The sequence below is a fragment of the Acidobacteriota bacterium genome (assembly GCA_016196035.1).
Taxonomy (GTDB): Bacteria; Acidobacteriota; Blastocatellia; order RBC074; family RBC074; genus JACPYM01.
The window spans coordinates 58617-84138 of record JACPYM010000034.1 but is presented as its reverse complement, the minus strand read 5'-3'; the positions used below and the strand labels follow the sequence as shown (position 1 = coordinate 84138).

Sequence of the window (25522 nt, the reverse complement as noted above, 5' to 3'; positions counted from 1 at the left end):
GCCGGCTCGTTCCAAGACCTTTAACGCAACACAGAAAGGAACATCACCTATGAAAACGACACGCTTGCAAACTTGCCTGGGCAGTCTTTATTTATTGCTTTGCCTCTTGCCTGTGGCCGCCCCTCCACAAGCCCGGCAATCCGCCAAACCAACTGTGCAGGCGCTTGGCTGGATCAGTGGCTGCTGGGAAAACACCCGTGGCAAACGCTACAACGAAGAGCACTGGATGAAAGCGGCGGGCAACACGATGCTGGGCATGAGCCGCACGCTCAATGATGGCAACATCCGCGAGTTCGAGTTTCTGCGCATTCACGAAGGCCAGGGCGCAGACCAAGGCAACATCTATTACACCTCCAAGCCCTCGGGTCAGCCCGAGGCTTCGTTCAAGCTGGTTTCGTGGAAAGAGAGCGAAGCCATCTTTGAAAACCCGGCGCACGATTTTCCGCAACGCATCATTTACCGCCGCACCGGAGATGCAATGCAAGCACGCATCGAAGGCAAGATGAACGGCCAGGAGCGCGGCGTTGACTTCCCTTTCACCCGCGCGAAATGCGATGCCGTGCTGACGAATTGAGCAAACCTGGGTACGCACGCTTCCCAGCGTGCAGTCGTGGCAGTAAACATTTCCCTTCCGGTAGGAATTCGTCTGTCGCCGAGACTGCACACTGGCAGCGGTGCGTACTCAGGTTTCGCCTGCAATCCGTAGCCGCAACAGTCGCAGCACCGCCCAATCAACCCCACCCCTCGCTGGAAACGCGCAAGAATTTCAACACTGATCTGCTGGCAGCCTATCGGGTCATTGCCTGGAGGGCGCTGTATGTGAGCCACCACAGCAACCTGCAAAATCGCGCTTTGATCCCCGCCAACACGGGCGCAGAGTTGACGCGCTTCCCAAATCAGTTTATCAACGATGGCAAGCAATTGTTCGTGAAGTTCTCGTATCTGTTCAAGCTCTGATCGCAAACGGCTGATGGCGGAAAGTATCAAACAACAATGTGTGGAATGCGGCGCGCCGCTGGCACCCAATCGGCGCTACTGCCTGGCCTGCCAAGCGCCGGTCGCGGGCGCCACGCGCCAAGCAGAGAAACGCCTGGAATTCGTCAGCCAGATCGCCTCGACGCAGCGGCCCGACAAGACCATCGTGTTTGTGCCGGAGTTAAAAGAGGCGCGGCTGCAACGTGAGAAACGCAATCGGCGTGTCTTGATCGCGGCGGCGCTGAGCTGTGTTGTGCTGGTACTGCTGTCCTTTGTTTATTGGCGCGCCCAGCAACGCAAGCAAGTGCAGGTTCGGCTGCAACGGCGCGAGACGCTGGCGCGCAACGAACTCGACCGCTATGCCAAGGCGCTCGAAACCTTCCGCGCCGACGCCAACCGTTACCCCAGCAAACTGGAAGGCTTGAACGCACTGCTCAAACAACCCTCCACTATCGCCAACTGGCGCGGGCCCTATATCGAAGGCGATTATTCGCTCGATCCCTGGGGCAACGAATATGTCTATCGCGTTTACAACGACGGGGCGGCTTACGAGCTTTTCACGAATGGGCCGGAAGGCGAGGCGGCGGGCAAGCCGTTTCTGCAAGTCAATTCCGGTGGCGTGCGCACCAACGACGGAGCGAAACCTTAAGTTCCCTGCCCTTTCATCGCCTTAAACCAGGCATTCGCCTTTGTCGTGAACAACAAGCACAAGGCGATCAATTGAGCGCTAAAGGCCAGCGAGCTTAGAGCGGTTTTCACATCGGTGTATGGGAAAAGTCGCGCAGCGGGACAGTACCGCGCGCGTGAGCAAGCGGCGCGTCAAGCTTACGCCATTGGCTGAGTCGCCTAGGCACCGCTTGCTTACGCGCGCGGTACTGTCGCGGCACAACGCGCTCCCGTAAACGCAATTGCAAACCGCTCTAAACAAAACAGCCAGGGAGCCTGTTGCAACTCCGACCGATAGAGAGGCAACATCGCTGGAAGCCCAATCAAGAACGCAACTAGAAATAACCACCGTACAAAGCTCTGCCCCTTCGCCAATTGCGCAAGCAAGAAGAGCGTCACCGCAACACCGCCAATCAAAACGAGAACTAAAACCGTCTTTGAACCAGTCGGAAACCTGGTGACCATAAATGCAGCTTTGATCCAACTCAGCCCAAGACTGATGAGCATAAGCCGCACCGCCCACGTGACGGCCATCGGTTTGGCGGTTGATGTCGGCCGTTCATTTGTCATTTCCATAAGCGCGACCTCTCTTCAAACGCAGCGCCCTTCAGATCAGCGCTTCGACGAAGTGTCTCCCAACTCGCGCACATAGGCCGAATACTGCGCAACGCCCTGACAAGCGGCAACGTTGGGCACTTTGCCCGTCAGCAACGCCACCGTCACGCACGCCGAAGCAGGCGCGAGTACCGAACTCGCCGAATTGGTCTCGTGGTAGTGATTCGGCACACCTTTGGCTTTGCACGGGTCAATGGCTCGTTTGAAATCGAGCTTCTGCATATCCAGCGGTTCGCGCTGCCAATCGTAACGCGGCACGATGTAGCCGAACTCATCCGGGCACAGACCCAGCATGAAACGATACTTGGCCGTCATCGCCTCGCGGATGGACGGTTCAGGCGGCGCGCCGTTATCGGCTGCCGGGCAATCGCTGCGGCGGTATTTGGCAACGCCGTAAAACACTTCGGGAAAGAGTTCGCCGGGCGTGGTCACCAGTTGCGCATCGCCCAGCCGAATCGCATAGAGCGTCGTTTTGGCTTGCGGCAAGGCGCCCGCCTTGAGTTGCTCATCCGACGGAATCTCCATCGTATCAAGCACGCCGATTTTCGAAGCCATCAAGTAGGCCGGGTTATCCATCGGCACTTGCAGGTCGGCCTGTCTTACTTCGAGCGCATTCGTCTTGCTCCATTCGCCGTTTTCCAACGCGGCAATGGTGGCTTTGGCGACCTCGCGCCCAATCGCCATCGTGCGCTCGAACATCAAATCGGTTTTGCCGAAGATCGCGGGCAAATCGTACTGCTTACCGTCAAAGGTGCTGCGGTCATTCGTCTTGCGATTGGTGTCGCCGATGATCTCCGCCGCGCCAATCGCGCCGTTGACATAGAGCGCCGTGCCGCCGAAGCGCTTTTCAACCTCTTCGCGAATCGAATGGCAAAAGTCGGATGTCAGCACCGTGTTCTTGTCTTCCATAGATTCGGGGTGCGTATTCCAATTGACCAACGTGGCGATGGCCTTGTCTTTGCGCGCGCCGCGCGTCCCGACGAATTGCAACACACGCAACTCTTCGTCAAAGAAATGCGGTGGGCGGCCACCCGTGCGCGTTTGCATCCCAGCCACACCCGGCGATTTTTGCGCATCGGTCTGGCCCAGCTTCACGCGCGCCGGTTCCAGTTTAGCGGCGGCCAGTTGAATGCTGCGCGCAATCTGTTGATCCACGAACCGCAGATATTTTGGATACTTGCCATCGTTAAGCGCACCGTGACCCCACGCGCCGATGGTGTCAGGGCCTTCGTGGCTGTGCGTGCTGGCGATCAGGATGTCCCCAATAGTGTGGATGCCGAGCTTGGGGTCGAGGTATTTGCGCACGTGATTCAGGCCGTAATACTTCGCTTCGGAATAGTAGCCGATGAAATCCACCGCTACGATGGCGAGTTTGGTCGTGCCGTATTCCAGCACAATCGTGCGCGCCCACAGATCGTCGTGCTTGCCGGTCGCCAAGCGTTTATTCCCGAAGCCCGCCAGATAGATGCCGTCGTATTTGTTCTTGGAACTGGCGTCGAGTTCAGTGTTGCCGGGGTCGTCCACAAACGGCTCGCCGCTGTCCCAGACGCCGTTGCCGTTCTGGTCGGTGAAGGTCTCGCCCCAGACGCCGGATGCCGTGACCGTGCCATCCCAGGCCTGATTTTGGCCGAAGGGAGTTACGGCAACAGCGGCAACGCCAACTTTGAGTTCATCCTTTGCCGCTGTCCTTTCAGCGTTCAAAACTAAACAGAGCAATACGAACAAACACACAATAGCGATCATCCAACGCGCCATAGCTGAACCTCCGAATGAAAAACAAACTCAACGTTTCTTGCCAAACACGTCTTTCAAAATGCTGGTCACCCGCGCCACCGGGTCTTTGCGAATCTTCTTCTCTTCCTCGCCCACCATATAGAACAGGCCATCGAGCGCCTTGACGACGACGTATTCGTCAATGTCCAACGCTTGCGTTTTGACGAAAGGAATCTGCTGCAAGCGCCCGATCAAATCTTTGTACTGCCGCGTCGCGCCGACCTCGTCCATCGCCTTGCTGACAATCGGGCGGAAGGCGGTGGTGAGTTTGAGCGTGGTCTTGCCTTTGAAATACTCGGTCGCGGCGGTGTCGTTGCCAGTCAAAATCTTGCGCGCATCGTCAAAGCTCATCTCTTTGAGCGCACCGACGAACAGCTTGCGGGCTTCGGGCGCGGCCTTTTCGGCGGCGCGGTTCATGCTCATCACGAATTCATCCACCAGTGCGCTCTGCCCCACAGTGCGCAGGGTCTTTTCGACTGTGTTCAACTGTTTCGGCATCAAGATTTTGATCGCAGCGTTTTTGAAAAATCCATCCACACGCCCGGTCAAATTGACGGCATTGCCGGTGCCGATTTCCAAGGCTTCTTTCAAGCCGGCGATGATCTTGCTGTCGCTCAAGCCGCCAAACTGTGTGGCGTTGGCGGCGCACGGCAAGCAAACCGGAACCACGGCAGAACTGCACAAATTCAAGATGAAGCTGCGCCTTTGCATAAAGCATCCACTCCTTATTTTGGATCAGCGTTTTGATGTAAGTGGGGTGCGCGCAAGCTATCACAGTCGACAGCAGCCTACCAAGCTTGACAGGCCAAGCTTGACAGGCCCGCAGCCGGAAACTGAGAATCCGGCGCGTACTTCAAACCTCTTCAAACAAAGGCAGCACGAATGCAAACAGACGTTGATTTAGCCAAGTTTTTCGCCTGGGCGCGCGCGCGGGCTTATGCGGAATTTGAGCGGCGCTTGGCGGCGGATCCGACGCTCGATCCAAACTGGACGTTCTCGGACATCATGCAAGAGTTGCTGGCTGAGTATCGGCAAGCACAGGAAAACGTCAGCCCTTAAACGAGTTCTTCAAAAGAAACCACACGTTGGCGGGGCGTTCAGCCAACCGCCGCATAAAGTATGGATACCAGTATTCACCATACGGCACATAGGTGCGCACGCGGTAACCTTCTGCCGCCAGCTTGAGTTGCAAATCGCGACGCACGCCATACAGCATTTGGAACTCATACTGATCCTTGCCGATGCCCTCGCGCGTGGCAAAGTCATTCGTCTCTTGAATCATGCGTTCGTGGTGCGTCGCCATGCCGTGATAGACGCCGCTCTTGAGCAGCTTCCGCATCAGCTTGACGTAATTGTCATCCACATCCTTCTTTTCAGGAAAGGCGACTTCCGCCGGTTCGTCATACGCGCCCTTGCACAAGCGCACACGCGCATTCATCGCCATGACTTTGTCCAAATCCTTTTCCGTGCGGTAGAGATAGGCCTGCAACACGATGCCGACGTTGTCGAATTCGGCGCGCAAAGCATAGAAGATGCGCAAGGCCGCATCGGTCTTGTCGGAGCCTTCCATATCCATCCGCACGAAGTTGCCGTAACGGCGCGCCTCTTCGACGATGCGGCGGATGTTGTTGTGGCAAAGGTCTTCGCTGATGTCCAAACCGAGTTGCGTGGGTTTGACCGAGACGTTGGAATTCACGCCGGTTTCGTCAATGCGGCGCAAGACTTTGAAATATTCGCGCACGTCGGCTTCGGCCTCTGCCGCCGAAGTCGTGCTCTCGCCCAAGTGATCGAAGGTGGCCGAAATGCCCAGTGCGTTCAGTTCCCTGATCGCCACGATGGCGTCATCAATGTTTTCGCCCGCGATGAAGCGGCGCGTGACCTGTTTGAAGCCGGGCAAATACGAAAAGTAATTTTTGAAACTGTGTTGACGGGATAAGTAAAGCAGCGCGGTGCGCGTGAGCATAAGCAGTTCCTCGCGGGCCTTAGATCGGTTTTCATTTGCGTGTACGGTAGGCGCGCTGCGCCGGGACAGTCCCGCGGCGCGGCTTTTTGCCATACACCGAAGTGAAAACCGATCTAGGTATGAATAGGTGTCAAAGCGGCGGCGAGAATAGAACATCAGCCCAGGGGAATCAATGACGGGCCCACTCTCGTAATGCTATGATCGCGCGCGTTATGAAAACTACCTACGCACACGGTATCACCGTAAAAAAATCGAAAATTGACGGCCAAGGCTGCTTTGCGACCGCACGCTTTCCCAAGGGCAAGAAGATCGCCGAGTATGCGGGCGAAAAGATTTCGCGGCGCGAAATCAAGCGGCGTCTGAAAGACCTGCAACGGATTCAGATTTGCGCTATTAACTATTATTGGGCCATTGACGGCAGCGTCGGCGGCAACGGCACACAGTTCATCAATCATTCCTGCGCGCCGAACTGCACCGTCCGCATCATCAAAGACCACATCCTTTTCTTTGCCTTGCGCGACATCGAACCGGGTGAAGAGATTTTGCTGGATTACGAATGGTCTTGGCATCCCGATGATTATGGCTGTTCGTGCGGCGCGCCGACCTGCCGCGGCAAGATGAACAAATAACCCGCTCACCAACGACGAACCGCGCCTGGTGAAGAGTTGCGGCGTTCCCTCTTCACCAGACGCAGTTCGTTGTTGCTTGGCTTAGCGCTCGGCGCGCCGTTCACGTTCCTGTATGTGCGGCTCGATTTGTTCCGGCGCGGCGGGCGAGGCCAGCATCCCACCTTTTAACACTTTCGGGGCAATCTCGACCTGGCCCAGCAAGATGCGTTGCACACGTTTGGGCAGCACGTATTGCGCGGCCCGCACGATCTTGTCCACCACGCCTACGACGTCGCCACGGCCCTCCCAATGTTCGCGGATGGCCAAGTCCGGCGCCCGGTTGAGCAGGCGCAGCACCGTCAAAGCGACCAGATATAAATCATCAACTTCGCCGATGAACGGGATCACATCGGGAATCAAATCGAGCGGCGAGATGACATAGATAATCGCGCCGACCAGGAAGGCTTTCTCTGTTGTCGGCACCCGTGAATCTTTGAATAGGCGGTAAAGCAGCTTCAGAAAGTTCGGAATAAGCATCAGGGCATCGTGTAAAAAGCCCCGCGCTTTGTGGCGTTCGTGTCTCGGTGCTTGGTTCAGGTTCTCGGTCAACGGCTCCTCCTCTTGGTTGTGGTGATACAAGGGGTTTGCTTGCACGGCGCTTTGGATGCTTAAATCCCGGCTCCCGCGCAAAAAATTTATAGCACAGGAACCGACCAATGACCCAACCTACCGCGCCCGAACACAGCCGCATTTCCGTTTTTCCCGCCGGGCTGGAACTAACCGACAGCGACACTGTTCTGCAAATCAACTGGGATGACGGACACGTCAGCCGCCACCGTTTGGACGTATTGCGCGCCGCCTGCCCCTGCGCCCATTGCAAGGGCCATGCGCCTGAGCAAAGTTTGAAGCTGGAGTCTGCGCAATTCCCCGGCGTCAAGCTGACGGACATGGCCGCCGTGGGTCGTTATGCCTACCATCTGGTTTTCAGCGATCACCACGATACGGGCATTTACACGTTGAAGATGTTGTATGAGATTCCCAACAGCGCGTGAGGCTGTGACTGGCAGGTGCTAGCGCTTTTGCACGCGATACCGCGCGATCAATTCTTCCAAAAACCCCTCATAGCTGAATCCTTCTGGATCGTATTCAGGCCGAAGCTTATTCAAAATAGGAGCAGCGACGCGCCATGCCAGCCAAGCGCGCGGTTGTTCGGGAATGTCGTAACGGCGGCGCAAAAAACTCTCGACGACTTGCATCTCGCTCTCAGTGACAGCGCGTATTTCGCCGCGAAAAGCGACGGGTTCGGCGACGCGGCGCATGGCTGTATCAATGATCTCGCTGGTAAAGACTTCCTCAAATTTGGGCGCTTCGGCGGAACGCTCTTTGATGACGACGGTGTTGGCCACGAAATCGCCCAAGCGCTTTGAACGACTGCTGGCAAAGATCGAAAGCACGCCCAACGAATAAAACGGCGGCGGCGTCATATCCGCCAGTCGCAGCATATTGCGCGTGAAGGCCGCGAAAAACCCAATCGGTCTGCCGTCTTCCTGAATCACACGCAGCTTCAACCAGCGCTTCCCCGGTGTTTGCCCATTCCAGACCGTCTCGAAAAACGTGAAATAACCAAAGAAGATGACGAACATAACCAAGACCAGCGCCGCCATCATCCACAAATTCCCTTCTTCAACGCCACTCGCCATGCGGCTGCCCAACCGGCGCGCGCCCGCACTCAGGTTGTAGGTGAGCGTAGAAACAATCGCAATGGCGAGCAACTGCAACGTATGGTCAACCACACAGGCGAGAAAGCGGTTGCCCACCGAGGCGAGCGCGAATTGCAACTCGACGTGTTCAGGTGTTTCGATGATGAGCGTCTCTTCGGTCATGCGGGCATTTTAACAGACTTCAGGCCTCAGACTTCAGACCTTTCACGCATCAGGCCGGAATGCAATCAGGTGTTGGAACTTTGAAGTCTGAAATCAACACCTGCAACTACAGGTTCGAGGTCTGAGGCAGGGCTTTTGCAAAGTCCTCAAAACATCCGCCAAAGACCTTTGACTGACTCCTGATTCCTGACTCCTGACTCCTGGCAAATTGAAAATCAGCCAGTATTCTCAGTTTGTCAGGAATCAGGAACCGGGAATCAGGAGTCAGTCAAACCGTTCGAGCGCTCGCGCTGGCGACTTTGCAAAAGCCCTGAGGTCTGAGGTCTGAAGTCTGAAGTCTGAAGTCTATTTCTTGTTCTTGCTGCTGCCGAAATCAATGTCGAGTTTGGGGATGCCGAGTTGGCCCTGCAATTGGCTGAGCTTTTCCAGATCAATGGGGCCGATGATATTGACCAGCGTGAGTTGGCGCGGCTCGGCGGCGATGATCGCCAAGCCGCCGATCACGTCGTTTTGCGTGAGCAGATGCACATCCACGTTGTCGCCGCCGCGCTTGCTGCGCACGCCGACGATCTTTTGCCAGTTGGGGCCGCGCAATTGTGTGCGCAGCCCATCCAATTCCTTCGCGTCGTATTCGCCCACCTTATCGAAGCTGAACACACGCACGTAAATGCCTTTGAGGCTGGCGATCATCTCCTTGACCTTCGCCTGCATGGGGTCGCTGCTGCTCAGAAATTTCGACGCCAGCCGCAACAGCCGCTCATCCAACGTCACCTCGACGGTCTCAGCAGCCTTGTCCGCCAGATGATCGAACCGTTCGAGCGGAATCTTCGCGTCCTGCGCGCACGTTGCGAGGGCGCTAAGGCACAACACCAACACCGCCGCGCTTGTCTGTAAAAGAAACTTCTTCATTCCGAATCTCAAATCTCCAATTTCAAATTTAGCGGCGCACCCGCTCACGCCGATTCTTACCCTTCCCGCAACTGCTCACGCCGAATTCCCGATCCAGCAAGCCGAGATCATCCAGGTTCATCTGGCCGACAATGTTGGCGACGCACAAGCGGCGTGGCTCCGCCGTGATCACCGCCATCCCTTCCATCTGCCATTCCGAATTTTGGACGCGCGTGACGTAATAGACCTCGTTGCTTTCGCCATTGCGGTCGCGCACTTGCACCAGCCGTTGCCAGGCGGGCGAACGCAGTTGCGCGCGTACCGATTCGACATCACTCTGGTTGTATTCGCCTTCGTTCTCAAACTCAAAGGCGCGCACGTAAATGCCTTGAATCCGCTGGGCCAGTTCACGAAAGCGGCTCTGGTCTTTGGCGTCCAGCGTGGTCAGCTTCGCCACCAACTGCACCGCCGGGCGATCCATCGTGACATCCACCGATTCTTTCGCGCGGTTCGCCAGATGGTTGAGTTGATCTATCTGCAAGCGCGCTTCCTGCGCCTTGACCGAAACGGCCAGCGCACAACACAACGCGCACAACACCGCGAGTGAAGCTTTATTTGTCATAGTAACCCTTCCGCGTCTTCGCCAGCGCGCCTTCGCGGCTGACGTTGACGCTGATCTTGCGGAACGCGCCATCGTGTTTCGGCTTGTCGGGCGAATAAGCCAGGCTGTAAAGCGTGTGCAATTCGGTCGCCACGCGCGCATACGCCGCAGCCAGATCGCCTTCGGCTTGTGCGTTGATGACTTCGCCGCCGGTTTGATCGGCGACGGCTTGCATTTGTTTGCGCGCCTGTGTGCGGCGGTCATTTTGCCGGTCGAGTGACGGGCCGCTAAACACCAGATTCAACGCGCGCCCCGTATCCGCGCCGGAAAAGTAAATCGGATAGACCGTGACATCCGCTTCCGCCGCGCGATCCAGCATTTGCTGGAAGTTGAAGCCGGTCGGCTCATTGCCGAACATGGATTCGTCTTCGCCATCGGTGAGCACGACGATGGCTTTGCGCGCGTCGCCCAGGTGATTCAGATCATTCAGCGCCTCGACCATCGCGTCGTAATAGGCCGTGCCGCCCGAAATCTTGCTGATCTTTTCGACTGCTGTTTTGAGCACCGCTTTGTCGCTGGTGAAGGTGCTCAAGCGGTAATAGCGGCGCGTGAACGCGACGATGGACATGCGGTCGTTAGCGGGCAGCAGATCAATGAATTTGCGCACTGATTCAATCATCGTCTTGTGCTTCCCTTGCGTGCTGCCGCTCATATCCAGCAGGACAAGCAAATTGACGGGCGCGTTGACCGGCTTGAAATGGGCGACCTCTTGCTTCGCTTCGTCCTCAAAAACCTGAAAGTCTTCCGGCTTCAGATCGGTGATCGGCAAGCCGGTTTTGTTCAGGGCACGCACGTTCAGATTGACCAGCCGCGTTTCGATGCGAATCGCGTTCGGGTCTTTCGGCTCGACGACAGCAGGCGCGATTTTGGCGCTGGCCGCGTCAGTCATCGCCGCGTCGGTCGCCGCGCTGGGCGGATTGTTCTGGTCATTGGCGCGGGGTTCCGCTGCCGCTTTCAACGCCAGTCGTTGATTCGTGTTCACAGTCACCGTTGGAGCAACAGTGTTGCCCATGACGGGTGCGCCCGTGCGATCCACCACCGTGATCGAGTTGCCGGTTGGCTCAGAGGGCGTGCGCGGCGCGGCAGCTGGACGCGCTGTATTGAGATTGCCGCTGAGGGTGCCCGCGATGGTGTTGTTTGTCTGCCCGCGCAACGACCCGCCCAGCGAGATACCCATCAAACGCGGGTTGTCGAGAAACTGCACCATCTTGTCCGGGCTGAATTTGACTTCGATCACCGCCGCTTCGTTTTCACTGAGCGTGGTCACCGCGACTTCGACATCTTTTTTGTTTTCTTTGAAAAAGATGAAGGCGCGTTGCAACGCTCCATCGCGTTTGGAGTTGGTTTGCACCAACGGCTTCCAACCTTTTTCCGGCAAGTAAGCCTGACGCATCACACTCATGAACGGCAGTTCGCCCGCGCGCGGCGAGAAGTCCTGCCCTTCAAACACCGCCACCTTGAAGCCTTTCACGCCTGCCGGGCGAACGACTTTCACCGCAAAGTTCGCCAGGCCCAACAGCGGAATCTTGGTTTTCTTGGCGCGGTAATTGGTTTGCAGATGATTGACGACATCCTTGAAACCTTTGCCATTGGCCCAAGTCGCAGGCGTCAACGCCAGCAATAAGGCGCTGGTCAGTGCGAAACTAGCAAGACGACGAGTAAACATTGCACTCCTCCTCGGTAAAGTTGGCAGTTGGCAATCTGACTGACCACTGACCGCCAACCACTGACCACTTAATTCGCATCGCGGCGCTTGGTTTTGACAGCCACGCCGCTCCAATCGAAATCAATGTTGGGAATGCCGAAGCGGCCCACCAACTGGCTGATCTTTTCGGGATCGAGCGGGCCGACGACGTTGACGATCATCAGTTTCTTGGGGTCGTTGAGCAACACGCCGATGCCCTGAATGATGTCGCCGTTGTGCATCATGAAAACTTCGACGTTTTCGCCAGCGCGTTTGCTGCGCACGCCGACGATGCGCGACCAGCCGGGCGCTTGCAATTGCTGGCGCAAGGTTTCGACATCCTGTGTGGTGAATTCATTCTCGTGCTCGAATTCGACGCCTTTGACATAAACGCCTTTGATCATGTTCAGAATCTCTTTGACCGCCGCCTGATCGGCTTGACTGCCTTGCAGGAATTTGGAGGCCAGCCGCAGCAAGCCGCTGTCCACCGTCACGTCAATCGTTTCGACGGCTTTGGGAAAGAGCCGGTCGAGGTGATCCATCTGCACGCGCGCCGGGTCTTGCGCCTTGACTGCCACGTTCACACAAACGAGCAGCGCGAATACCATCAACCTGAGAACGAAGGGTTTCATATTTTCTCCTTGGGGAAATGTACAGCAGGCTGCCAGCCTGCTGCCGCATACACGACTCCTACCTTGAACAACGAATGCCGCACAGCTTCAGCCCACAGCAGGCTGGCAGCCTGCTGTACAACCTTACTGCCCGCTACCTGCCGGAGCATCCTTGATTCGTTTCGCATGAAAGGGCTTCCAGCCTTGATCGAAGACGGCTTCAAGCACTTCGCCCTGTTCGTTTTTGACGAAGCTCAGCCGTCCCGGAAATTCGTTCCAGAAAAAACTGTTCTCGCTTTCCGGTAATAACTCGCGCTTGGCGGTGACGTGGGTAAAGAGCCGGTCGCCTTCGCGCGTGATGGTCATGATGCGTTTGTCGCCGATGTCATAGCGGCCCAGCAACCCATCAAACTGTTTCGGATCAATCTTCGCCACCGCTGGTTTCAGCACTGTGAAATCCAGAAAGCCCATCATCATTTCGTCGTAAGTCGGTTCGCCGTGGCGCACTGGCTTCGCTGGGTCGGGGTTGTACTTGTTCTTCGCCGAGTTGTCGAAATAGGCCGTCACCATCAGCTTGCTGTTGCGCGGCAAGGTCAGCGGTTGTTTGAGCGCGTAATTTGTCTGCCAGCCAAAATTGTAATTCGGCACGTTCAGCAGCACCTGTTCGCGTCCGTCGGGATAAGTGACCTTATATTCCATCGCCGCGCCGCGATAGTGCATGTGCGGGCCGAACGAATAGATCGTCACATCGTCCTTCGGCATCCAGCAGGCGGCGACCCTGTGCCGTTCAGCGCCGGGCGGAATCTTGAAGTAAATGTTTTGCACCGAACCGGTTTGAATCAACCGCTTGGGCGGCTCTTTGGCAAAGACCAGCCCGACCATCGAACGGTCTTTCTGCACGCTGCCCGCCACTTTTGAGTAGTGCATCTGAAACCGGATGATCGAACCGGCGGGAATCTTTTTCGCCGTGCCCGGCTCCCAACGGTCTACGTTGCGGCCCGGCGCATAACCGACCAGGAAGGAATCGGCGTCAAAGCCGCGCCCGCGAAAGTTGTCGGGCGCGCTGCACAGATCATCGTGCACGGGTTGATCCGGTTTCAGCCGAATCAGAAAGCCATCGCGGTACATTGGCGAATTCTTGAGCGAAGCCTCCAACGCCTTGTCGCGCATTTCTTTCGGCAGCTTCGATATATTCGGCTCGCCGGGCGGCACGACGAAGGCGATGATGTGATGCACGATCTTGCGATTGCCGGGCCGCGCTTCGGCCATCGTCACATACTTGTCTTCGGTGAAATTGGTTGGGATGTCGAAATACTGATACTCATCCGGCCCGCTGGCGTCGAGCGTGAATTCATCCGGCATTTGAATCACGACATCCGGTTTGCTGATTGTCCAACCCTCGGCGAATTGTGGCGCGGGCGGCAAATCTTTCGCATTGCCTTCGGGCGCACCGGCGTCTACCCAAGCCGTGATCGCATCAATCTGTGCCTGCGTCAGCCGCCGGTCATTAGCCCATTCGCCAAAATGCGGATCAGCGTGCCAGGGCGGCATCGTGCGGCTGGCGACTTTCTCCTTGATGGATTTGGCCCACGGACGCACGTCCTTGTATGTCAGCGTAGAGAATGGTGCAGCCTCGCCGGGGTGATGGCACTCGGCGCATTTGGCGTGAAAGATCGGGGCGATGTCTTTGTTAAACGTGACGGGTTTGGCGACCTTGCTGCCGCTCGCCGCACTGACGGACAACAAAGAGGCTGCGCCGACCAGTAGTCCTAAACATAAAAGTGTGGCAATTCGTGTCTGATTCATCGTTGCTCCTAGCTCTTGAGTAACGTTCATAGTCCCGCCTTCAGGCAGAATGGTTACCCTTTCAGCCATTTCCGCCTGAAGGCGGGACTACGAACGTTTATGGTCGCTCCGCTGTATTCGCAGCAGTGCTGCCTTCGCCCGCCTGCCGCACTTTGCGTTGCGCGGCGTTGAGCTTGGTGCTGGCGATTTGCAGGGCCAGCATCACTTGCTCTTTGGCGTGTTCGCCTTCGGCAATTTCGCGTTGCCGAAGGCGGTACTGGCGCACACTGAACGCGCCCACTACACAAGCCAGCAATACGCAAGCCAGCGCGCCCGCCGTCACCCAATGCAGTTGTGGCAACTGGAACCAATTCGCAAATGGGCCAGTCAGCCGCTGCCACCAATGCACACGTTCACTGGGCTGCACAACGGGCTCGGGTTCCGGCTGTTCAGCGAGCCGCGCCATCACACGCGCAGTGAAATCAGGACTCGGCTCTTCGCGCTCTAACGCCGCGCGCAAAGCCTTTTCCAACTCGAAACTCATAGTGCTTTCTCTCCTAAACTGCGCCCGACCTTTTCCCGCAGCTTCTCTCGCAAGAGGGCCAGTGAGCGGCGCAGGTGGCTCTTGACTGTATTGAGCGGCATTGCCAGCGCCTGTGCGATTTCGGTCGGGTCCATATCTTCCTGGTAACGCAACGTCACGATCAGCCGGGGCATTTCGGGCAGCGTCGCGACGAACCGGCGCAGCGTCTGTTGCAACAGCAGGTCGGCGCTTTTGACGGGCGCGGCGGGTTCGCTGACTCCCTCCCATTCGACGGTTTGCAACTTGTTGCGCCGGGCATAATCAATACAGCGATGCCCCGCCACCTTGCGCAACCAGTATTTCAAATGCTCCGGCGATTCGATCACGGCCAGATGGCGGTACAGGTGCAGGAAGACATCCTGCGCGACTTCTTCGGCAATGTGGCGGTCGCGCAGAAAGTTCCGCGCCACACTAAACACCATCGCCTGATGTTCGCGCACCAGGGCGGCAAAGGCCGCTTGATCTCCCTGCCTGGCTCGCGTCAACGTGTCACTGGTGACAGTGGGCGCGGATGAACCTTCTCGCTGCATGCCTGATCCCAATTGGGCCAACTCGTTTTGGTCGTTGCGTTCGCTTTGTCTTGCACTGGTCATTACGAGGCGTGAGTGACGGGAGAATGCAAAAAGATGCAAGCTGGCTGAAAAAAATCGGGCGGGCGGTTTGCGGGGGAAATTGGCCGGGCTCAGTGTCGCTTGATTTCGTAGTAATGCGGCGGCGCGAGCAGCGCGACTGTCCAGTTGGGATAGTCGTATATGACACCGAAATTATTGGTTACATCACGGCCCAGTACAGCCAAGTCGGTTCCGCTGTTTACGGCAAAGACAGAATATGCGCCGCGTACCGTAACCACGCTGCCATCGTCGCGGGTGAATTGCAGCGAGGTTTCAATCGTCAGCGAATCCGCCGCGCCGCCAATGCCGGTCAGACCTAGCGGCTCGGCCTCAGCCACCACCAGCGGGCGCAACACAGCTAAAAAGTCATCGCTGAAAACTGTGCGGTCAGCGCCGCCGTCCAGTAGAAACGTGACTTCATACCATTGGCCGTTTGCCAGCAACACCGCGCCCTGCACGAGCGGTCTGACCACACCATCGTCACAAGGCGCAGCCATTCACCCTTGATTTGCATAAATCCAAGCTCGCTTTGCTGAAGGAATGCGGCGGATATGTGGCGTGTCGTCAGGGTATTTCGAGCGCGCCAGGCGTTCGACTTCTTCGCGGCTATCGCCGACAAACAGCTCCCCCGCCCGTCGCCGCCACACAGCGTCCGAGATAGCGATTAAACACCTCCAGCCGCTCGGCATTCTCGCTGAACCAAAGCAGGTTGCGCCGCGCCTGCTCGAACAGCCGTCCCAATTCCGGCGGCATTTCGTGCTCTTCGATAACAACTTGTGAATGCATCTTTGACCTCCACGCGGATGATAAACCGAACTCCCCGGCAGGCCAACCAAACTGGGCGCTTGCCGCGCCCCGCGCGTGGATGCTATCCATGTCGTGGAGGTAATCTGAATTAATTTCCATGCCTGAATATCAAGAACTTACTTCGCTCGCGGGGCTTACCGATCTGTTGCAGGCCTCGCATCAACAACCGGTGCTCTTTTTCAAACACAGCAACGCCTGTCCCATCAGTTCGCGCGCCCTTGGCGAATTTGAAAAGTATCTGGCATCTGAGGCTAGCGCCTCTGTTCAGCACGCCTTGATCGTCGTGCAAACGGCGCGCGAGGTGAGCGACCAACTAGAGCGTGTCACAGGTATTCAACACGAATCACCGCAAGCGATTTTAGTAAGGAATGGCCGGGCAGTTTGGGACGAATCGCACCTCGCCATCAAAAGTGATAGGTTACTCAAGGCTGTGAGCAAAGATTGGTGGTGAGTTCTTGCCACCATCGTCAAAGTGAATCGCAGTGTTCGCTTACCACTGAATCAATCAGCTTTCCATCAACGTCAAAGAAGAAGGTCACCTCAGACCAGCAGCCACCTAGGCTGAACGGCTCTGCTACAGTTGTGTTGCCTTTAATGTAACTCTTAATGAGGCCGATTTTCGCTTCAATCCTGGGTTTATGAAAATCTGAAAACGACTTTGCCCATTCATCGGCTGAGCCATCACTGAAGCTGAATTTGTATTGGTGGAGAAACTGGACAACCACTGCTTTATCCGTACCGCTTGGTAGTTGCTGGCGGATTGCCGCTTCGACATTATCGGCAGTGGGATAGTGAAGATACTCGAAAATTTCAACGACTCCACAAAGCAGCAACGCCACCACCGGCAATAACAAAACAACTACAAGTCGTGAGAGAAAAGGCGAATCATCTGCTTTTGCAAAGTAGTAACGGAGCTTCTCAACCCTCATAATCCCTATCCCTTCTCATCACCCTTCACGCCCGCCATAAACTTCGGATCAAGCAATCCTGTCGCCTTCGTGCGTTTCTGCGAATAGACCTGCTGAATGAGCTTCGCCACCAGCCCCGTCCAGCCCGTCTGATGACTCGCGCCCAGCCCCGCGCCGGTATCGCCGTGGAAGTATTCATAAAACAACAAATGATCGCGCCAATGCGGATCGTTTTGAAACTTCGGGTTGGGGCCAAAGGTGGGGCGTTGCCCTTCTCCATCGCGCAAAAACAGATGTGTCAGCCGCCGCGACAATTCGATGCTCACGTCCCACAGGTTCAGCATGTGCCCAGACCCGGTCGGGTATTCAACCAGGAAATCGTTGCCGAGATAGAAGTGGAATTTCTGCAACGATTCGATGATCAGGAAGTTGACCGGGAACCACACCGGCCCGCGCCAGTTCGAGTTGCCGCCGAACAGCCCCGACCGCGATTCCGCCGGCTCGTAGTCCACCCGATGCTGCTGCCCGTCTACCGTCAGCAAATAGGGCCGCTGTTCGTGGTATTTCGACAGCGAGCGAATGCCGTAGGGTGAGAGAAATTCCGTCTCGTCCAGCATCACTTGCAAGACGCGTTTCAGCCGCTCGGCGCTGACCAGTGAAAAGAAGCGGCGCAAGCCCGTGCGTTTGCGCTGCGAGGCGATGAACTGGCCGAGTTCGGGCACGGTGTCAATGAACCATTGCATGCGCTCGTGGAAGCCTTCGTGTTGATCCAGCAGTTCCGGTTCCAGGCTTTCGACCGCAAAGAGCGGAATCAAACTGACCATCGAACGCACGCGCATCGGGAAGCGCTGGCCGTTGGGCAATTGCAGCACGTCGTAATAAAAGCCGTCCGTCTCATCCCACAACTCTTCGCCGCCCACGTTGTTCATCGCGGCGGAAATGTAGACAAAGTGTTCGAGGAATTTCGACGCTACGTCCTCATAAGCCGGATTGGTTTTGGCGAGTTCCAGCGCGATGACCATCATGTTCAGGCAATACATGCCCATCCAACTCGTCGCATCGGACTGTTCGATGTGTCCGCCCGTGGGTAGCGCGGCGCTGCGGTCAAACACGCCGATGTTATCCAAGCCCAGAAAACCGCCTTCAAAAACGTTGTTGCCTTCGCGGTCTTTGCGATTGACCCACCAGGTGAAGTTGATGAGCAACTTGTGGAAGACTTTTTCGAGAAAGGTGTGATCGGCAATGCCCGTGTTTTTTTGTTCGATGCGATAAACGCGCCAGGCCGCCCAGGCGTGCACCGGCGGATTGACGTCGCCAAAGGCCCATTCATAGGCCGGTATCTGCCCGTTCGGATGCATGTACCATTCGCGCAGCATCAACAACAGTTGCTCTTTGGCAAAGTCGGCGTCAATCAGCGCGAGCGGGATGCAGTGAAAGGCCAAGTCCCACGCGGCGAACCAGGGGTACTCCCACTTATCCGGCATCGAGATGATGTTCTCGCAATAGAGGTGTTGCCAATTGCAGTTGCGCCCGTCCAACCGCGCCGCCGGTGGCACAGGCTGGCCCGGATCGCCGCGCAGCCAGTCCCGCACGTGGTAGTAATAAAACTGTTTCGACCACAACAACCCGGCGAAAGCCTGGCGCTGCACGTTTTTCAAATCGTCCAGCAAGGGGCCGGGCGGCACACCTTCGGGCGCACGCAATTCATAGAACTCATCTGCCTCGGCCAAACGTTTGGCAAACATCTCGTCGAACAAATGACCGAAGCCCGCCTCCGCCGGCTCGTCATTCGACAGACGCAACTTGAGCGTCACGCTCTCGCCCGCGCCAATATTCAAGTGATAACGCGCCGCCGCCTTGGTGCCGAATTGATTCGGATTGACGGCTTCGCGCCGCCCGTTGACCACGCAATCATTGATGCCGTCTTTGACGAAGGGCGTGTGATTCGGCACGCCGTAAAGCCGTTGCGCGTTGGTTTCGTTTTCGGTGAACAACAATTCCGGTGCGCCTTCGCATACCAGCCAGCGTTTGCTGCGCGCGGGATGCTCCAGGTGAATCGCCTGGGTGTCCGGCAAACTCTCGACCTCTTCCATGCGCGGCTGCGGCGCGTTGCCGCCCCACGACCAGGTGTTGCGAAACCACACGGTCGGCAACACGTGCAACTCAGCGACTTCAGGCCCGCGATTCACCACTGTCACGCGGATCAACATGTCTTCGACCGTGGCCTTGGCGTATTCGACAAACACATCGAAGTAGCGATCCTCTGCAAAAACGCCCGTATCGAGCAATTCAAATTCAGGGTCGTGCTTGCTCCACCGCCGGTTCATTTCAACCAGTTGTTCGTAGGGAAACGTGCGTTGCGGATACTTGTACAAAAACTTCATGTACGAATGCGTCGGCGTCGAATCCAGGTAGTAGTAATACTCCTTCACGTCTTCGCCGTGATTTCCCTGCTGGCCGGTCAGGCCAAACAGCCGTTCCTTCAAAAACGGGTCGTGCCCATTCCACAGCGCCAAGGCAAAACAAATCTGCTGCCGCCGATCACAGATGCCGCCCAACCCATCCTCGCCCCAGCGATACGCCTTTGACCGTGCCTGATCGTGCGGCAGGTAATCCCACGCCGCGCCATCGGGCGAATAATCCTCGCGCACCGTACCCCAGGCGCGTTCGCTCAAATAAGGGCCCCAGCGTTTCCAATGGCCGCGCCGGGCGCGTGCTTCTTTCAGGCGAATTTCTTCTTCGATGATGGTAGTGGTGTCAGGCATAACGTGGTGGGGTTAAGGATTGGGGAATTTGAGTTGGTGAATGAGTTGGCGCAACGTCGCAAGGTCATAACGGGTGTGGTGCTTTTGCAAATTGGCAAGCAACTTTTCCAGCCGTGGCAGCAAAGCTCCCTCAGCAGCGGTTTGTTGAATCAAGGCGGCACGGCCAACCAAATCAGGCAAAGCGATCAATTGCGCATCGAGCAAGTACGACAGGAAAGCCCAGTCTTTATCACGTCCTGCCATCAGCTTGCTGACGGCGACATCGTAAAGCTCAAGGCAACGGGCGATGATTTGGCCGTCGCCATCCGCCAACGGTTGCAATCGTGTTTCCCAGCCCGGCAGCAAGGTCACACTTGCCAGACCTAAAGCATCGGCATAATTGCCGTATTCCTTGAAATAAGGACTGGCAACACCAAGGTCGGCATTGACCTGTATCATCAATTCCAAGCTGTACGGACCGAGCAAAAAATCCGCTTCGACTGATCGTGCTACCACCTCCGGCACTTGTTCTGTTACGGCATACAAACAATGCGAGCCGACAATGACCAACTCAACTGTGCCGGTGATAGCTCTGACTTGCTGAATCAGTTCAATAAAGGCTGGCTTCCGCATGGCGTTTCCAGAGTGCGCGACTTTCTTCCAACGAAAGCAAGCCGGCAAAAGGCGTCGAAGAGCGTAACCGCTGCCCTTCATCAGAATCTTCCAGAATGATGGCAATGAGTTCCGGTACGGTTTTGGTGTCAAGCAGTTGCTGCCATTCCAACAGCGCCAATTCTGAACCACTGCCTGCGTGAACCGGCAGCCAACGCCACAAGTTCTCGCGGGCCTCACGCAAGACTTTGTCGGGGTCGGTTCGCAAACGTTCCGCCACGAGACGGTGATAGTCCAACGCCACCAAATCAATAAAACGTTGCGAGCCGATTGGGGCCAGTTGTGCGGAGGTGCTTGTCATCGCGCGCATGATATAGGCTTGACGCGCAGAGGGAAAGACCGCGCTGATTTGCTTGTCCACTAAACAAGAAGGGGTTCGTTTCCGCGCTGCTGACAATACGTTTCCAATCCGCCGCGCCTGCGCACATCCAATGTCACGCAATGAAAGCCGCCACCCAGCGTGCGCGCGTGCCGCAATTGCAAGGGGATGATCGCCACGCCGCGTTTTTCCAGTTCCCGCCGCAACGCCGTTTGCCGCGCGTCAACAATGGCCGTCTCCGGGTTGACCATCATGAAATTCAGGCCGATCCAGACCGACGCATACGCCGTCCCCGTGTAGCCGATGTCCGTCACCGCCTCCAGGTAAATCACTTCCCAGTCGCGGAACAGCTCTGGCAAATTGCGTGGCCCGACGCGCGCGGCATTGACCACGACCAAGCCGGGCCGCACCAGTGTGATGGTCGTGTCTACGTGCGTGCCGGTGTATACGTTGTCATAAGCGCGCACGCGATAATCCGTGCCAACGCAGGTTTGCAACCAATGCGCGCCGCAACGATTGCCGCTGTCGGAAACCAGATAGAGCAAGTCGCGCCCCACGCGCAGCACATTCGCCGCGTCAAACACCGGCTCGTGTTCACGAATTGCCAAGCCCTGACCGGTCGCGTTGTACATTTCATCCGCCAAACGCGGCTTGGGCGCGCTGATCCAGCGGCTGCCCGAACGCAGGTAATCGAGCAGGATGGGTTTGAACGAGAGTGTTTCCAATTGCCGCGCGCGCAAGGTCATCGGCGCTTCGATCAGCGTTTGCCCAACCGCCACAAACAGATCGCGCGGGCAATAGTTGTATTGCCCATCGCTCGCCCAATCGGGCGTGCTGAATGGTTGCGCGTGCTCCCGGATTTCGGGGCGGCGCACCGTTACGCCGAGCCTTTGAAACGTCTCGATCAAGACGGCGAGGTCTTCTTCGGTTTCTTCGATGACGCGCTGCGGGTAGGGGCCGGACGGGATGTTTTCGGCTTGCCCATACTCGCGGTATTCGACCGCGAAAAGGCCTTTGTCGGGCCGTGCGATACGGGCGTTGGCGGCGCGCCCGACGATGACTTCTTCGAGCGGATCCCATTCGTTGTGAACATTAACTAGGCTCATAACTTGTGCTCCATCCAAACGTTTGGCTCAACATAAATTCCTTCGTCCTTCTCACGATCTATTTTTAAGGTACTTAGCATTTGTGGAACGACGTAATGCTGGCTGGCCGGAAACTTCAGGCCAGTCCATTTTTCCCAATCTGCAACCTTGCCTGTAAGTCTCATAGATTGCGGGCAAGCTTTGATGATCGTTGCGCCCAATCGCAGATGTGTGCGCAACCACGGATCAAACGGAAGACCTGTGTCGTCTTGCCAAGTTAGGTATTCAGTTATCGGAGTTAAAGGGTAAAGACTCTTTAGGCTCGGGCGTACAGGCGCAATCAAGGAATCACAACCCAGCCTTCTGGCTATTTGTTTCATCGTCGCTATTGCCGCTGCGCTTATGCCTTGATTGCGAGCGGCTTGTCTGACTGAAATTCCAAGAGCGGCCAAGGCATTAGGTGTTACCTTGTTTATGTTACCGAGAAAAGCCTGGTGCATCGCCCAATCCCATCCGGTGTTAGGCAGGTCATCTGTGCGTTGTGTCCAGGCAAGCGGCGCTGAGTTACCCCAAGCTACTAACTCGCCGGTCGTCTTATCAAATAATCCAAACTGGCACTCAGGCCAATAGTCGTAAATGGCAAGCCAAGTAACATTAAAAGCTGACTCAAACGGTTTGTGCGCTTGCAGTAAATATGGCGGCCAGGATTGGCGATCCAGTTCTTCGATCTTGTCAGCCAAGCTTGGGTCTTCGGCAACCGTCACGCTTACCAAATTGGAGCGTGTCTGTTTGTGAACATTGACGAGGCTCATAAATTCTCCGTATGATGCCGATGAGGTAATCGCTATGACCGATCCACTTGAGAACGAAACAACCCAACAACATCCACCACCTTCGCTTGAAGCGCGCCTGGCCTCACTCGAAACGGGACAAGCCGTGTTGCAGACAACGGTCAACGAAATCAATGCTAAATTAGATGTGCTTACCCAATTGCAACGTGAGATGCTCAAGATGCAGCGGGACATGTATGTTGATTTGCGCGGCAGGTTCGCTCTTCTGGAAAATGAACTCCGTCAGATCAAACAAGACATCCAGCCTGACTCATTTCAAAACCGCCTGATGCGCATGGGGCAATAGTTACTGCTGTAACTCCTCCAACCCATACACCGTCGGCGCCGGAAAGCCGTTAAACGTAGAAGAAAGCTCTGTCGAATACGCACCGGCAGTGTGAATCGCGACCCGGTCGCCGAGGCGCAGTTCCGGCAAGGCGCGGCGTTCGAACGGCATATCGAAGCCGTCGCAGGTCGGGCCGCCGAGGTTGTAAAGCATGGGCGGACGACCGGGTTGATTCGTGCTCAGTTGAAAAGGCAAGCCGCCGCCCGCCGCGCAAGCTTCAAACAGGCCGTGATAAACACCGGCATCGAGATAGGCCCAACTGCCGTTCTGACGTTCGGCTAAGCCTACGACCGAGGCGATGAGCGTCCCGGCATTGGCGACCAGGGCGCGGCCCGGTTCGATACTGAGGGCGCAGCCGGTGGGCAAAGCGAAGTTTTCCAGCGCGGTGCGTATCGTCAACGCCACTTGTGCCGCCGTCAGCCCCTCCGGCGCGTAGGGCGCAGGCAAGCCACCACCCAGGCTTAATAATTTCAGCGCAAATCCAGCTCGATGCGCGTCGCGCCAGACTTGGCGGCAAACGTGCAACGCTTCTGTCCACGTCGCCGCGCGTTCACATTGCGAGCCGACGTGAATCGTCAACCCATGCGGTTGCAGCCCACGTTCGCGGGCATAACTCAACAGACCCAACGCTTCCTCCGGCGCGCTGCCGAACTTGTTGCTCAGAGGGAAAACGCTGCCGGTGTTGGCGACGTTGAGGCGTAAGACGATGCGGCTGTGCGGTGCGTGTGCGGCCAGCTTGTCGAGTTCGGCGCGGCTATCCGCCGCCAGCACGCCAATCTGATGACGATGCAAGTAGCGCAAAAATTCCGGCGCTTTGATCGGATGCAAGCAGATGATGCGTTCCGGCGCTACGCCCATACGCCGCACGGTCGCGGCTTCGCTGAGGGACGCGATCTCGAAACCGGCTTCCATCTGTTGCACGGCTGCCAGTACGTGCGGGTGAGCGTTGCATTTCACGGCGTAAAACAATTCGACTGCTGGCAAAGCCTGCCGCAACTGCCCGATGTTCGCGCACACCTGCGCTTGGTCAATGACCAGCAAGGGCGTTGGCAAATGGCGGGTGAGGTGAAAAAGGTCAGACGGCTGTGGCATCCCCCTCCCTGGCCGCGCCCTTTTCGGCAATGGCGATGGTGATGGCGTTGAAAGCGTCTTCCGCCCAATCCTTGATCGCTACGGTTTCAAGCCGGATGCGTTGCGGCGAAAAGCCTGCTGCCAGCAACGCCGCTGACATGTCGTTCGCGTCAATGTTGGCTTCGGGGAAAAGCTGGTTGCCGATGCGGTATTGCCGCGCTTTGCTGGATGACACCAGCAAGACGACGCCATCGTCGCGGCACAGCGTTAAGAGGTTTTGCATCCACAGCCGCCATTCCGCCGCCGAGTCCGAAGCCGCATCTACGCAATAAGCCGAGAATAAAAGATCGTACTGACTGCCGTCGCCCAACGGATCGGCCTGCCGCACGTCGCAAGGTTTAAGCGTTGTCAGCCGCTGCCGCAACAAGGCCTTGCGCGCCGCCAGCATGGCGTCGGTGACTGCGGCCTGCGTTTCCACTTCAATCACGCGCCGGATTTTCAGGTCCCAATCGTGCGCTTCCGGTTCCGCGCGCAACCAGCGTTGTATTTCCTGCAAATTGCCGGGCAGGTAATCGGCGGCGTGCAATTCATCTGCCCACGGCGCTAACAAATTCAGGTGATGAAGCGTTGGCCCACAGCCGAAATCCAACGCGCGGGCAAAGCGCCGCCCGCCGTGTTGCGCGCGCTGCTGCCCACGTTGTTGAAAGTAAGGAATGAGGCGCTGATAGATCGCCTCTTCGTCATCCGGGATGAACGCCTGGCTGTAGTAATGGCGCAGGTAAGCGCGCGCGTCCCAGTGTTGGTCGTAAATGTTGGGTTGTTTATTCATCGTGCTAAAAATTGCTAGTCCTACCGGATTTTGTGGTTTGAGTGTTTTCCAGCGCCAGCGGCGCGCAATGTTTATAGCAACCAGTCAAATCTATGCGCTTAGCTCCGTTAGGAGCGACATCTGAGCCGGCAGATACCGCCCCGCTGGGGCTCGCGTGCTCTTTCGCATTCCAACTATAAACATTTCGCCCCGCTGGGGCTGTCACCACAAAATCCGCAGTGATCAGAAAAATTGAGTTCAATCCAGCCCTGGTCGCTCCAGGTAGCAAGACACCGCCTCCAAGACTTGGTCGGAGTTGCAGGCAGGCCTGTGTGGAAGTCCCCGGTACATTTCGAAGTGCGGAACTCGCCGCGAGTGTTGCAAGAAAATTTTGCGGCGCCCAAAACTGCGGTTACCCGGCTGGCGCCAACCCTCTAGATCGGATGGCAGAGCGGTGTACGGGAAAAGGCGCGCTCCCGGTCGGTACCGCGCGCGTCAGCAAGCGGAGACTCTGGGTATGCCATAAGCCGCCAGCGTTGACGCAGCGCTTGCTCACGCGCGCGGTACTGGCCCCACCGCGCCGCCCGTACATTCAATTGCAAACTGATCTAAAGCCTGCGTTTTTT

Annotated in this window: 31 protein-coding genes; 8 read left to right on the top strand and 23 right to left on the bottom strand. The window is 56.8% G+C overall.

Annotated elements, in window-relative coordinates:
* Nucleotides 1-49 precede the first annotated feature (49 nt).
* The 3 genes from HY011_12095 (at nt 50) to HY011_12085 (ending at nt 1624) form a co-directional block, all read left to right on the top strand.
* Nucleotides 50-574 (top strand): hypothetical protein, encoded by a 525-nt coding sequence (locus HY011_12095; GenBank protein ID MBI3423671.1) that lies wholly within the window; start codon nt 50-52, stop codon nt 572-574.
* 245 nt (nt 575-819) lie between these two features.
* Nucleotides 820-957 (top strand): hypothetical protein, encoded by a 138-nt coding sequence (locus HY011_12090; GenBank protein MBI3423670.1) that lies wholly within the window; start codon nt 820-822, stop codon nt 955-957.
* A gap of 13 nt (nt 958-970) precedes the next feature.
* The gene (locus tag HY011_12085; GenBank protein MBI3423669.1) at nt 971-1624 is read left to right on the top strand and encodes a type II secretion system protein GspG; all 654 of its coding nucleotides are present in this window, start codon (nt 971-973) and stop codon (nt 1622-1624) included.
* A gap of 212 nt (nt 1625-1836) precedes the next feature.
* Here HY011_12085 and HY011_12080 read toward each other — a convergent pair whose 3' ends face one another.
* Genes HY011_12080 through HY011_12070 form a run of 3 tightly spaced genes read right to left on the bottom strand, consistent with a single transcriptional unit; the run spans nt 1837 to nt 4719 of the window.
* The gene (locus HY011_12080) at nt 1837-2217 is read right to left on the bottom strand and encodes a hypothetical protein (protein MBI3423668.1); all 381 of its coding nucleotides are present in this window, start codon (nt 2215-2217) and stop codon (nt 1837-1839) included.
* A gap of 36 nt (nt 2218-2253) precedes the next feature.
* Entirely contained in the window at nt 2254-4011 is a 1758-nt protein-coding gene (locus HY011_12075) for a neutral/alkaline non-lysosomal ceramidase N-terminal domain-containing protein (GenBank protein MBI3423667.1), read from the bottom strand.
* Between the two features lie 27 nt (nt 4012-4038).
* Nucleotides 4039-4719 (bottom strand): DUF4197 domain-containing protein, encoded by a 681-nt coding sequence (locus HY011_12070; protein ID MBI3423666.1) that lies wholly within the window; start codon nt 4717-4719, stop codon nt 4039-4041.
* A 192-nt stretch (nt 4720-4911) separates the two neighbouring features.
* Between HY011_12070 and HY011_12065 the strand changes: the two genes are divergently transcribed.
* Complete coding sequence (locus HY011_12065; GenBank protein MBI3423665.1) at nt 4912-5088, top strand: hypothetical protein; 177 nt, start codon at nt 4912-4914, stop codon at nt 5086-5088.
* Here the strand turns inward: HY011_12065 and HY011_12060 are convergent.
* A complete protein-coding gene (locus HY011_12060) occupies nt 5078-5992 on the bottom strand; it encodes a proline dehydrogenase family protein (GenBank protein ID MBI3423664.1) in 915 nt (304 codons plus the stop codon). The two genes, HY011_12065 and HY011_12060, sit on opposite strands and share 11 nt — an antisense overlap.
* A gap of 212 nt (nt 5993-6204) precedes the next feature.
* On the opposite strand from HY011_12060, the gene HY011_12055 reads away from it, so the two are divergent.
* A complete protein-coding gene (locus HY011_12055) occupies nt 6205-6621 on the top strand; it encodes an SET domain-containing protein-lysine N-methyltransferase (protein ID MBI3423663.1) in 417 nt (138 codons plus the stop codon).
* Between the two features lie 81 nt (nt 6622-6702).
* On the opposite strand, the gene HY011_12050 is transcribed toward HY011_12055, so the two are convergent.
* Nucleotides 6703-7209, bottom strand: coding sequence for a DUF1232 domain-containing protein (locus HY011_12050; GenBank protein MBI3423662.1), 507 nt, complete (start codon nt 7207-7209; stop codon nt 6703-6705).
* A gap of 107 nt (nt 7210-7316) precedes the next feature.
* Between HY011_12050 and HY011_12045 the strand changes: the two genes are divergently transcribed.
* Nucleotides 7317-7652: a DUF971 domain-containing protein gene (locus tag HY011_12045; GenBank protein MBI3423661.1), complete on the top strand. Its 336-nt coding sequence runs from the start codon at nt 7317-7319 to the stop codon at nt 7650-7652.
* Nucleotides 7653-7670: 18 nt separating this feature from the next.
* Here HY011_12045 and HY011_12040 read toward each other — a convergent pair whose 3' ends face one another.
* The 10 genes from HY011_12040 to HY011_11995 all read right to left on the bottom strand — a co-directional run bounded on the left by HY011_12040 (nt 7671) and on the right by HY011_11995 (nt 16092).
* On the bottom strand, nt 7671-8483 hold the full coding sequence (locus HY011_12040) for an RDD family protein (protein MBI3423660.1): 813 nt from the start codon (nt 8481-8483) through the stop codon (nt 7671-7673).
* A 345-nt stretch (nt 8484-8828) separates the two neighbouring features.
* Nucleotides 8829-9392 (bottom strand): DUF4252 domain-containing protein, encoded by a 564-nt coding sequence (locus HY011_12035; GenBank protein ID MBI3423659.1) that lies wholly within the window; start codon nt 9390-9392, stop codon nt 8829-8831.
* 28 nt (nt 9393-9420) lie between these two features.
* Nucleotides 9421-9993 (bottom strand): DUF4252 domain-containing protein, encoded by a 573-nt coding sequence (locus HY011_12030; GenBank protein MBI3423658.1) that lies wholly within the window; start codon nt 9991-9993, stop codon nt 9421-9423.
* A complete protein-coding gene (locus HY011_12025) occupies nt 9983-11698 on the bottom strand; it encodes a VWA domain-containing protein (protein ID MBI3423657.1) in 1716 nt (571 codons plus the stop codon). Before HY011_12025 ends, HY011_12030 begins: the two co-directional genes overlap by 11 nt.
* Nucleotides 11699-11766: 68 nt before the next feature.
* Nucleotides 11767-12348, bottom strand: coding sequence for a DUF4252 domain-containing protein (locus HY011_12020; GenBank protein ID MBI3423656.1), 582 nt, complete (start codon nt 12346-12348; stop codon nt 11767-11769).
* A gap of 123 nt (nt 12349-12471) precedes the next feature.
* Complete coding sequence (locus tag HY011_12015) at nt 12472-14133, bottom strand: thiol-disulfide isomerase (GenBank protein ID MBI3423655.1); 1662 nt, start codon at nt 14131-14133, stop codon at nt 12472-12474.
* A gap of 97 nt (nt 14134-14230) precedes the next feature.
* On the bottom strand, nt 14231-14656 hold the full coding sequence (locus tag HY011_12010; GenBank protein MBI3423654.1) for a hypothetical protein: 426 nt from the start codon (nt 14654-14656) through the stop codon (nt 14231-14233).
* Nucleotides 14653-15225, bottom strand: a complete 573-nt coding sequence (locus HY011_12005; GenBank protein MBI3423653.1) for a sigma-70 family RNA polymerase sigma factor — start codon at nt 15223-15225, stop codon at nt 14653-14655. The genes HY011_12010 and HY011_12005 overlap by 4 nt, the downstream gene beginning before the upstream one ends.
* A 152-nt stretch (nt 15226-15377) precedes the next feature.
* The gene (locus HY011_12000) at nt 15378-15803 is read right to left on the bottom strand and encodes a hypothetical protein (protein ID MBI3423652.1); all 426 of its coding nucleotides are present in this window, start codon (nt 15801-15803) and stop codon (nt 15378-15380) included.
* A 109-nt stretch (nt 15804-15912) separates the two neighbouring features.
* Nucleotides 15913-16092: a hypothetical protein gene (locus HY011_11995; protein ID MBI3423651.1), complete on the bottom strand. Its 180-nt coding sequence runs from the start codon at nt 16090-16092 to the stop codon at nt 15913-15915.
* 118 nt (nt 16093-16210) lie between these two features.
* Here HY011_11995 and ytxJ point away from each other — a divergent pair, with 118 nt between their 5' ends.
* The gene (gene ytxJ, locus HY011_11990) at nt 16211-16564 is read left to right on the top strand and encodes a bacillithiol system redox-active protein YtxJ (GenBank protein ID MBI3423650.1); all 354 of its coding nucleotides are present in this window, start codon (nt 16211-16213) and stop codon (nt 16562-16564) included.
* A gap of 16 nt (nt 16565-16580) precedes the next feature.
* On the opposite strand, the gene HY011_11985 is transcribed toward ytxJ, so the two are convergent.
* Genes HY011_11985 through HY011_11960 form a run of 6 tightly spaced genes read right to left on the bottom strand, consistent with a single transcriptional unit; the run spans nt 16581 to nt 22653 of the window.
* On the bottom strand, nt 16581-17042 hold the full coding sequence (locus HY011_11985) for a hypothetical protein (protein MBI3423649.1): 462 nt from the start codon (nt 17040-17042) through the stop codon (nt 16581-16583).
* A gap of 5 nt (nt 17043-17047) precedes the next feature.
* Nucleotides 17048-19786 carry a glucosidase gene (locus tag HY011_11980; GenBank protein ID MBI3423648.1) on the bottom strand — a complete coding sequence of 913 codons (2739 nt, stop codon included), beginning with the start codon at nt 19784-19786 and terminating at the stop codon, nt 17048-17050.
* Nucleotides 19787-19798: 12 nt separating this feature from the next.
* Nucleotides 19799-20398: a hypothetical protein gene (locus tag HY011_11975; protein ID MBI3423647.1), complete on the bottom strand. Its 600-nt coding sequence runs from the start codon at nt 20396-20398 to the stop codon at nt 19799-19801.
* Complete coding sequence (locus HY011_11970) at nt 20376-20738, bottom strand: hypothetical protein (protein ID MBI3423646.1); 363 nt, start codon at nt 20736-20738, stop codon at nt 20376-20378. The genes HY011_11975 and HY011_11970 overlap by 23 nt, the downstream gene beginning before the upstream one ends.
* Before the next feature lie 59 nt (nt 20739-20797).
* Nucleotides 20798-21862: an inosamine-phosphate amidinotransferase 1 gene (locus HY011_11965; GenBank protein MBI3423645.1), complete on the bottom strand. Its 1065-nt coding sequence runs from the start codon at nt 21860-21862 to the stop codon at nt 20798-20800.
* Nucleotides 21859-22653: a GNAT family N-acetyltransferase gene (locus HY011_11960; protein MBI3423644.1), complete on the bottom strand. Its 795-nt coding sequence runs from the start codon at nt 22651-22653 to the stop codon at nt 21859-21861. Before HY011_11960 ends, HY011_11965 begins: the two co-directional genes overlap by 4 nt.
* Nucleotides 22654-22687: 34 nt before the next feature.
* On the opposite strand from HY011_11960, the gene HY011_11955 reads away from it, so the two are divergent.
* The gene (locus tag HY011_11955) at nt 22688-22978 is read left to right on the top strand and encodes a hypothetical protein (GenBank protein ID MBI3423643.1); all 291 of its coding nucleotides are present in this window, start codon (nt 22688-22690) and stop codon (nt 22976-22978) included.
* Here HY011_11955 and HY011_11950 read toward each other — a convergent pair whose 3' ends face one another.
* Both HY011_11950 and HY011_11945 read right to left on the bottom strand, forming a co-directional pair.
* Complete coding sequence (locus tag HY011_11950) at nt 22979-24109, bottom strand: type III PLP-dependent enzyme (GenBank protein ID MBI3423642.1); 1131 nt, start codon at nt 24107-24109, stop codon at nt 22979-22981.
* Nucleotides 24093-24917, bottom strand: coding sequence for a hypothetical protein (locus HY011_11945; protein ID MBI3423641.1), 825 nt, complete (start codon nt 24915-24917; stop codon nt 24093-24095). Before HY011_11945 ends, HY011_11950 begins: the two co-directional genes overlap by 17 nt.
* Nucleotides 24918-25522: the final 605 nt, after the last annotated feature.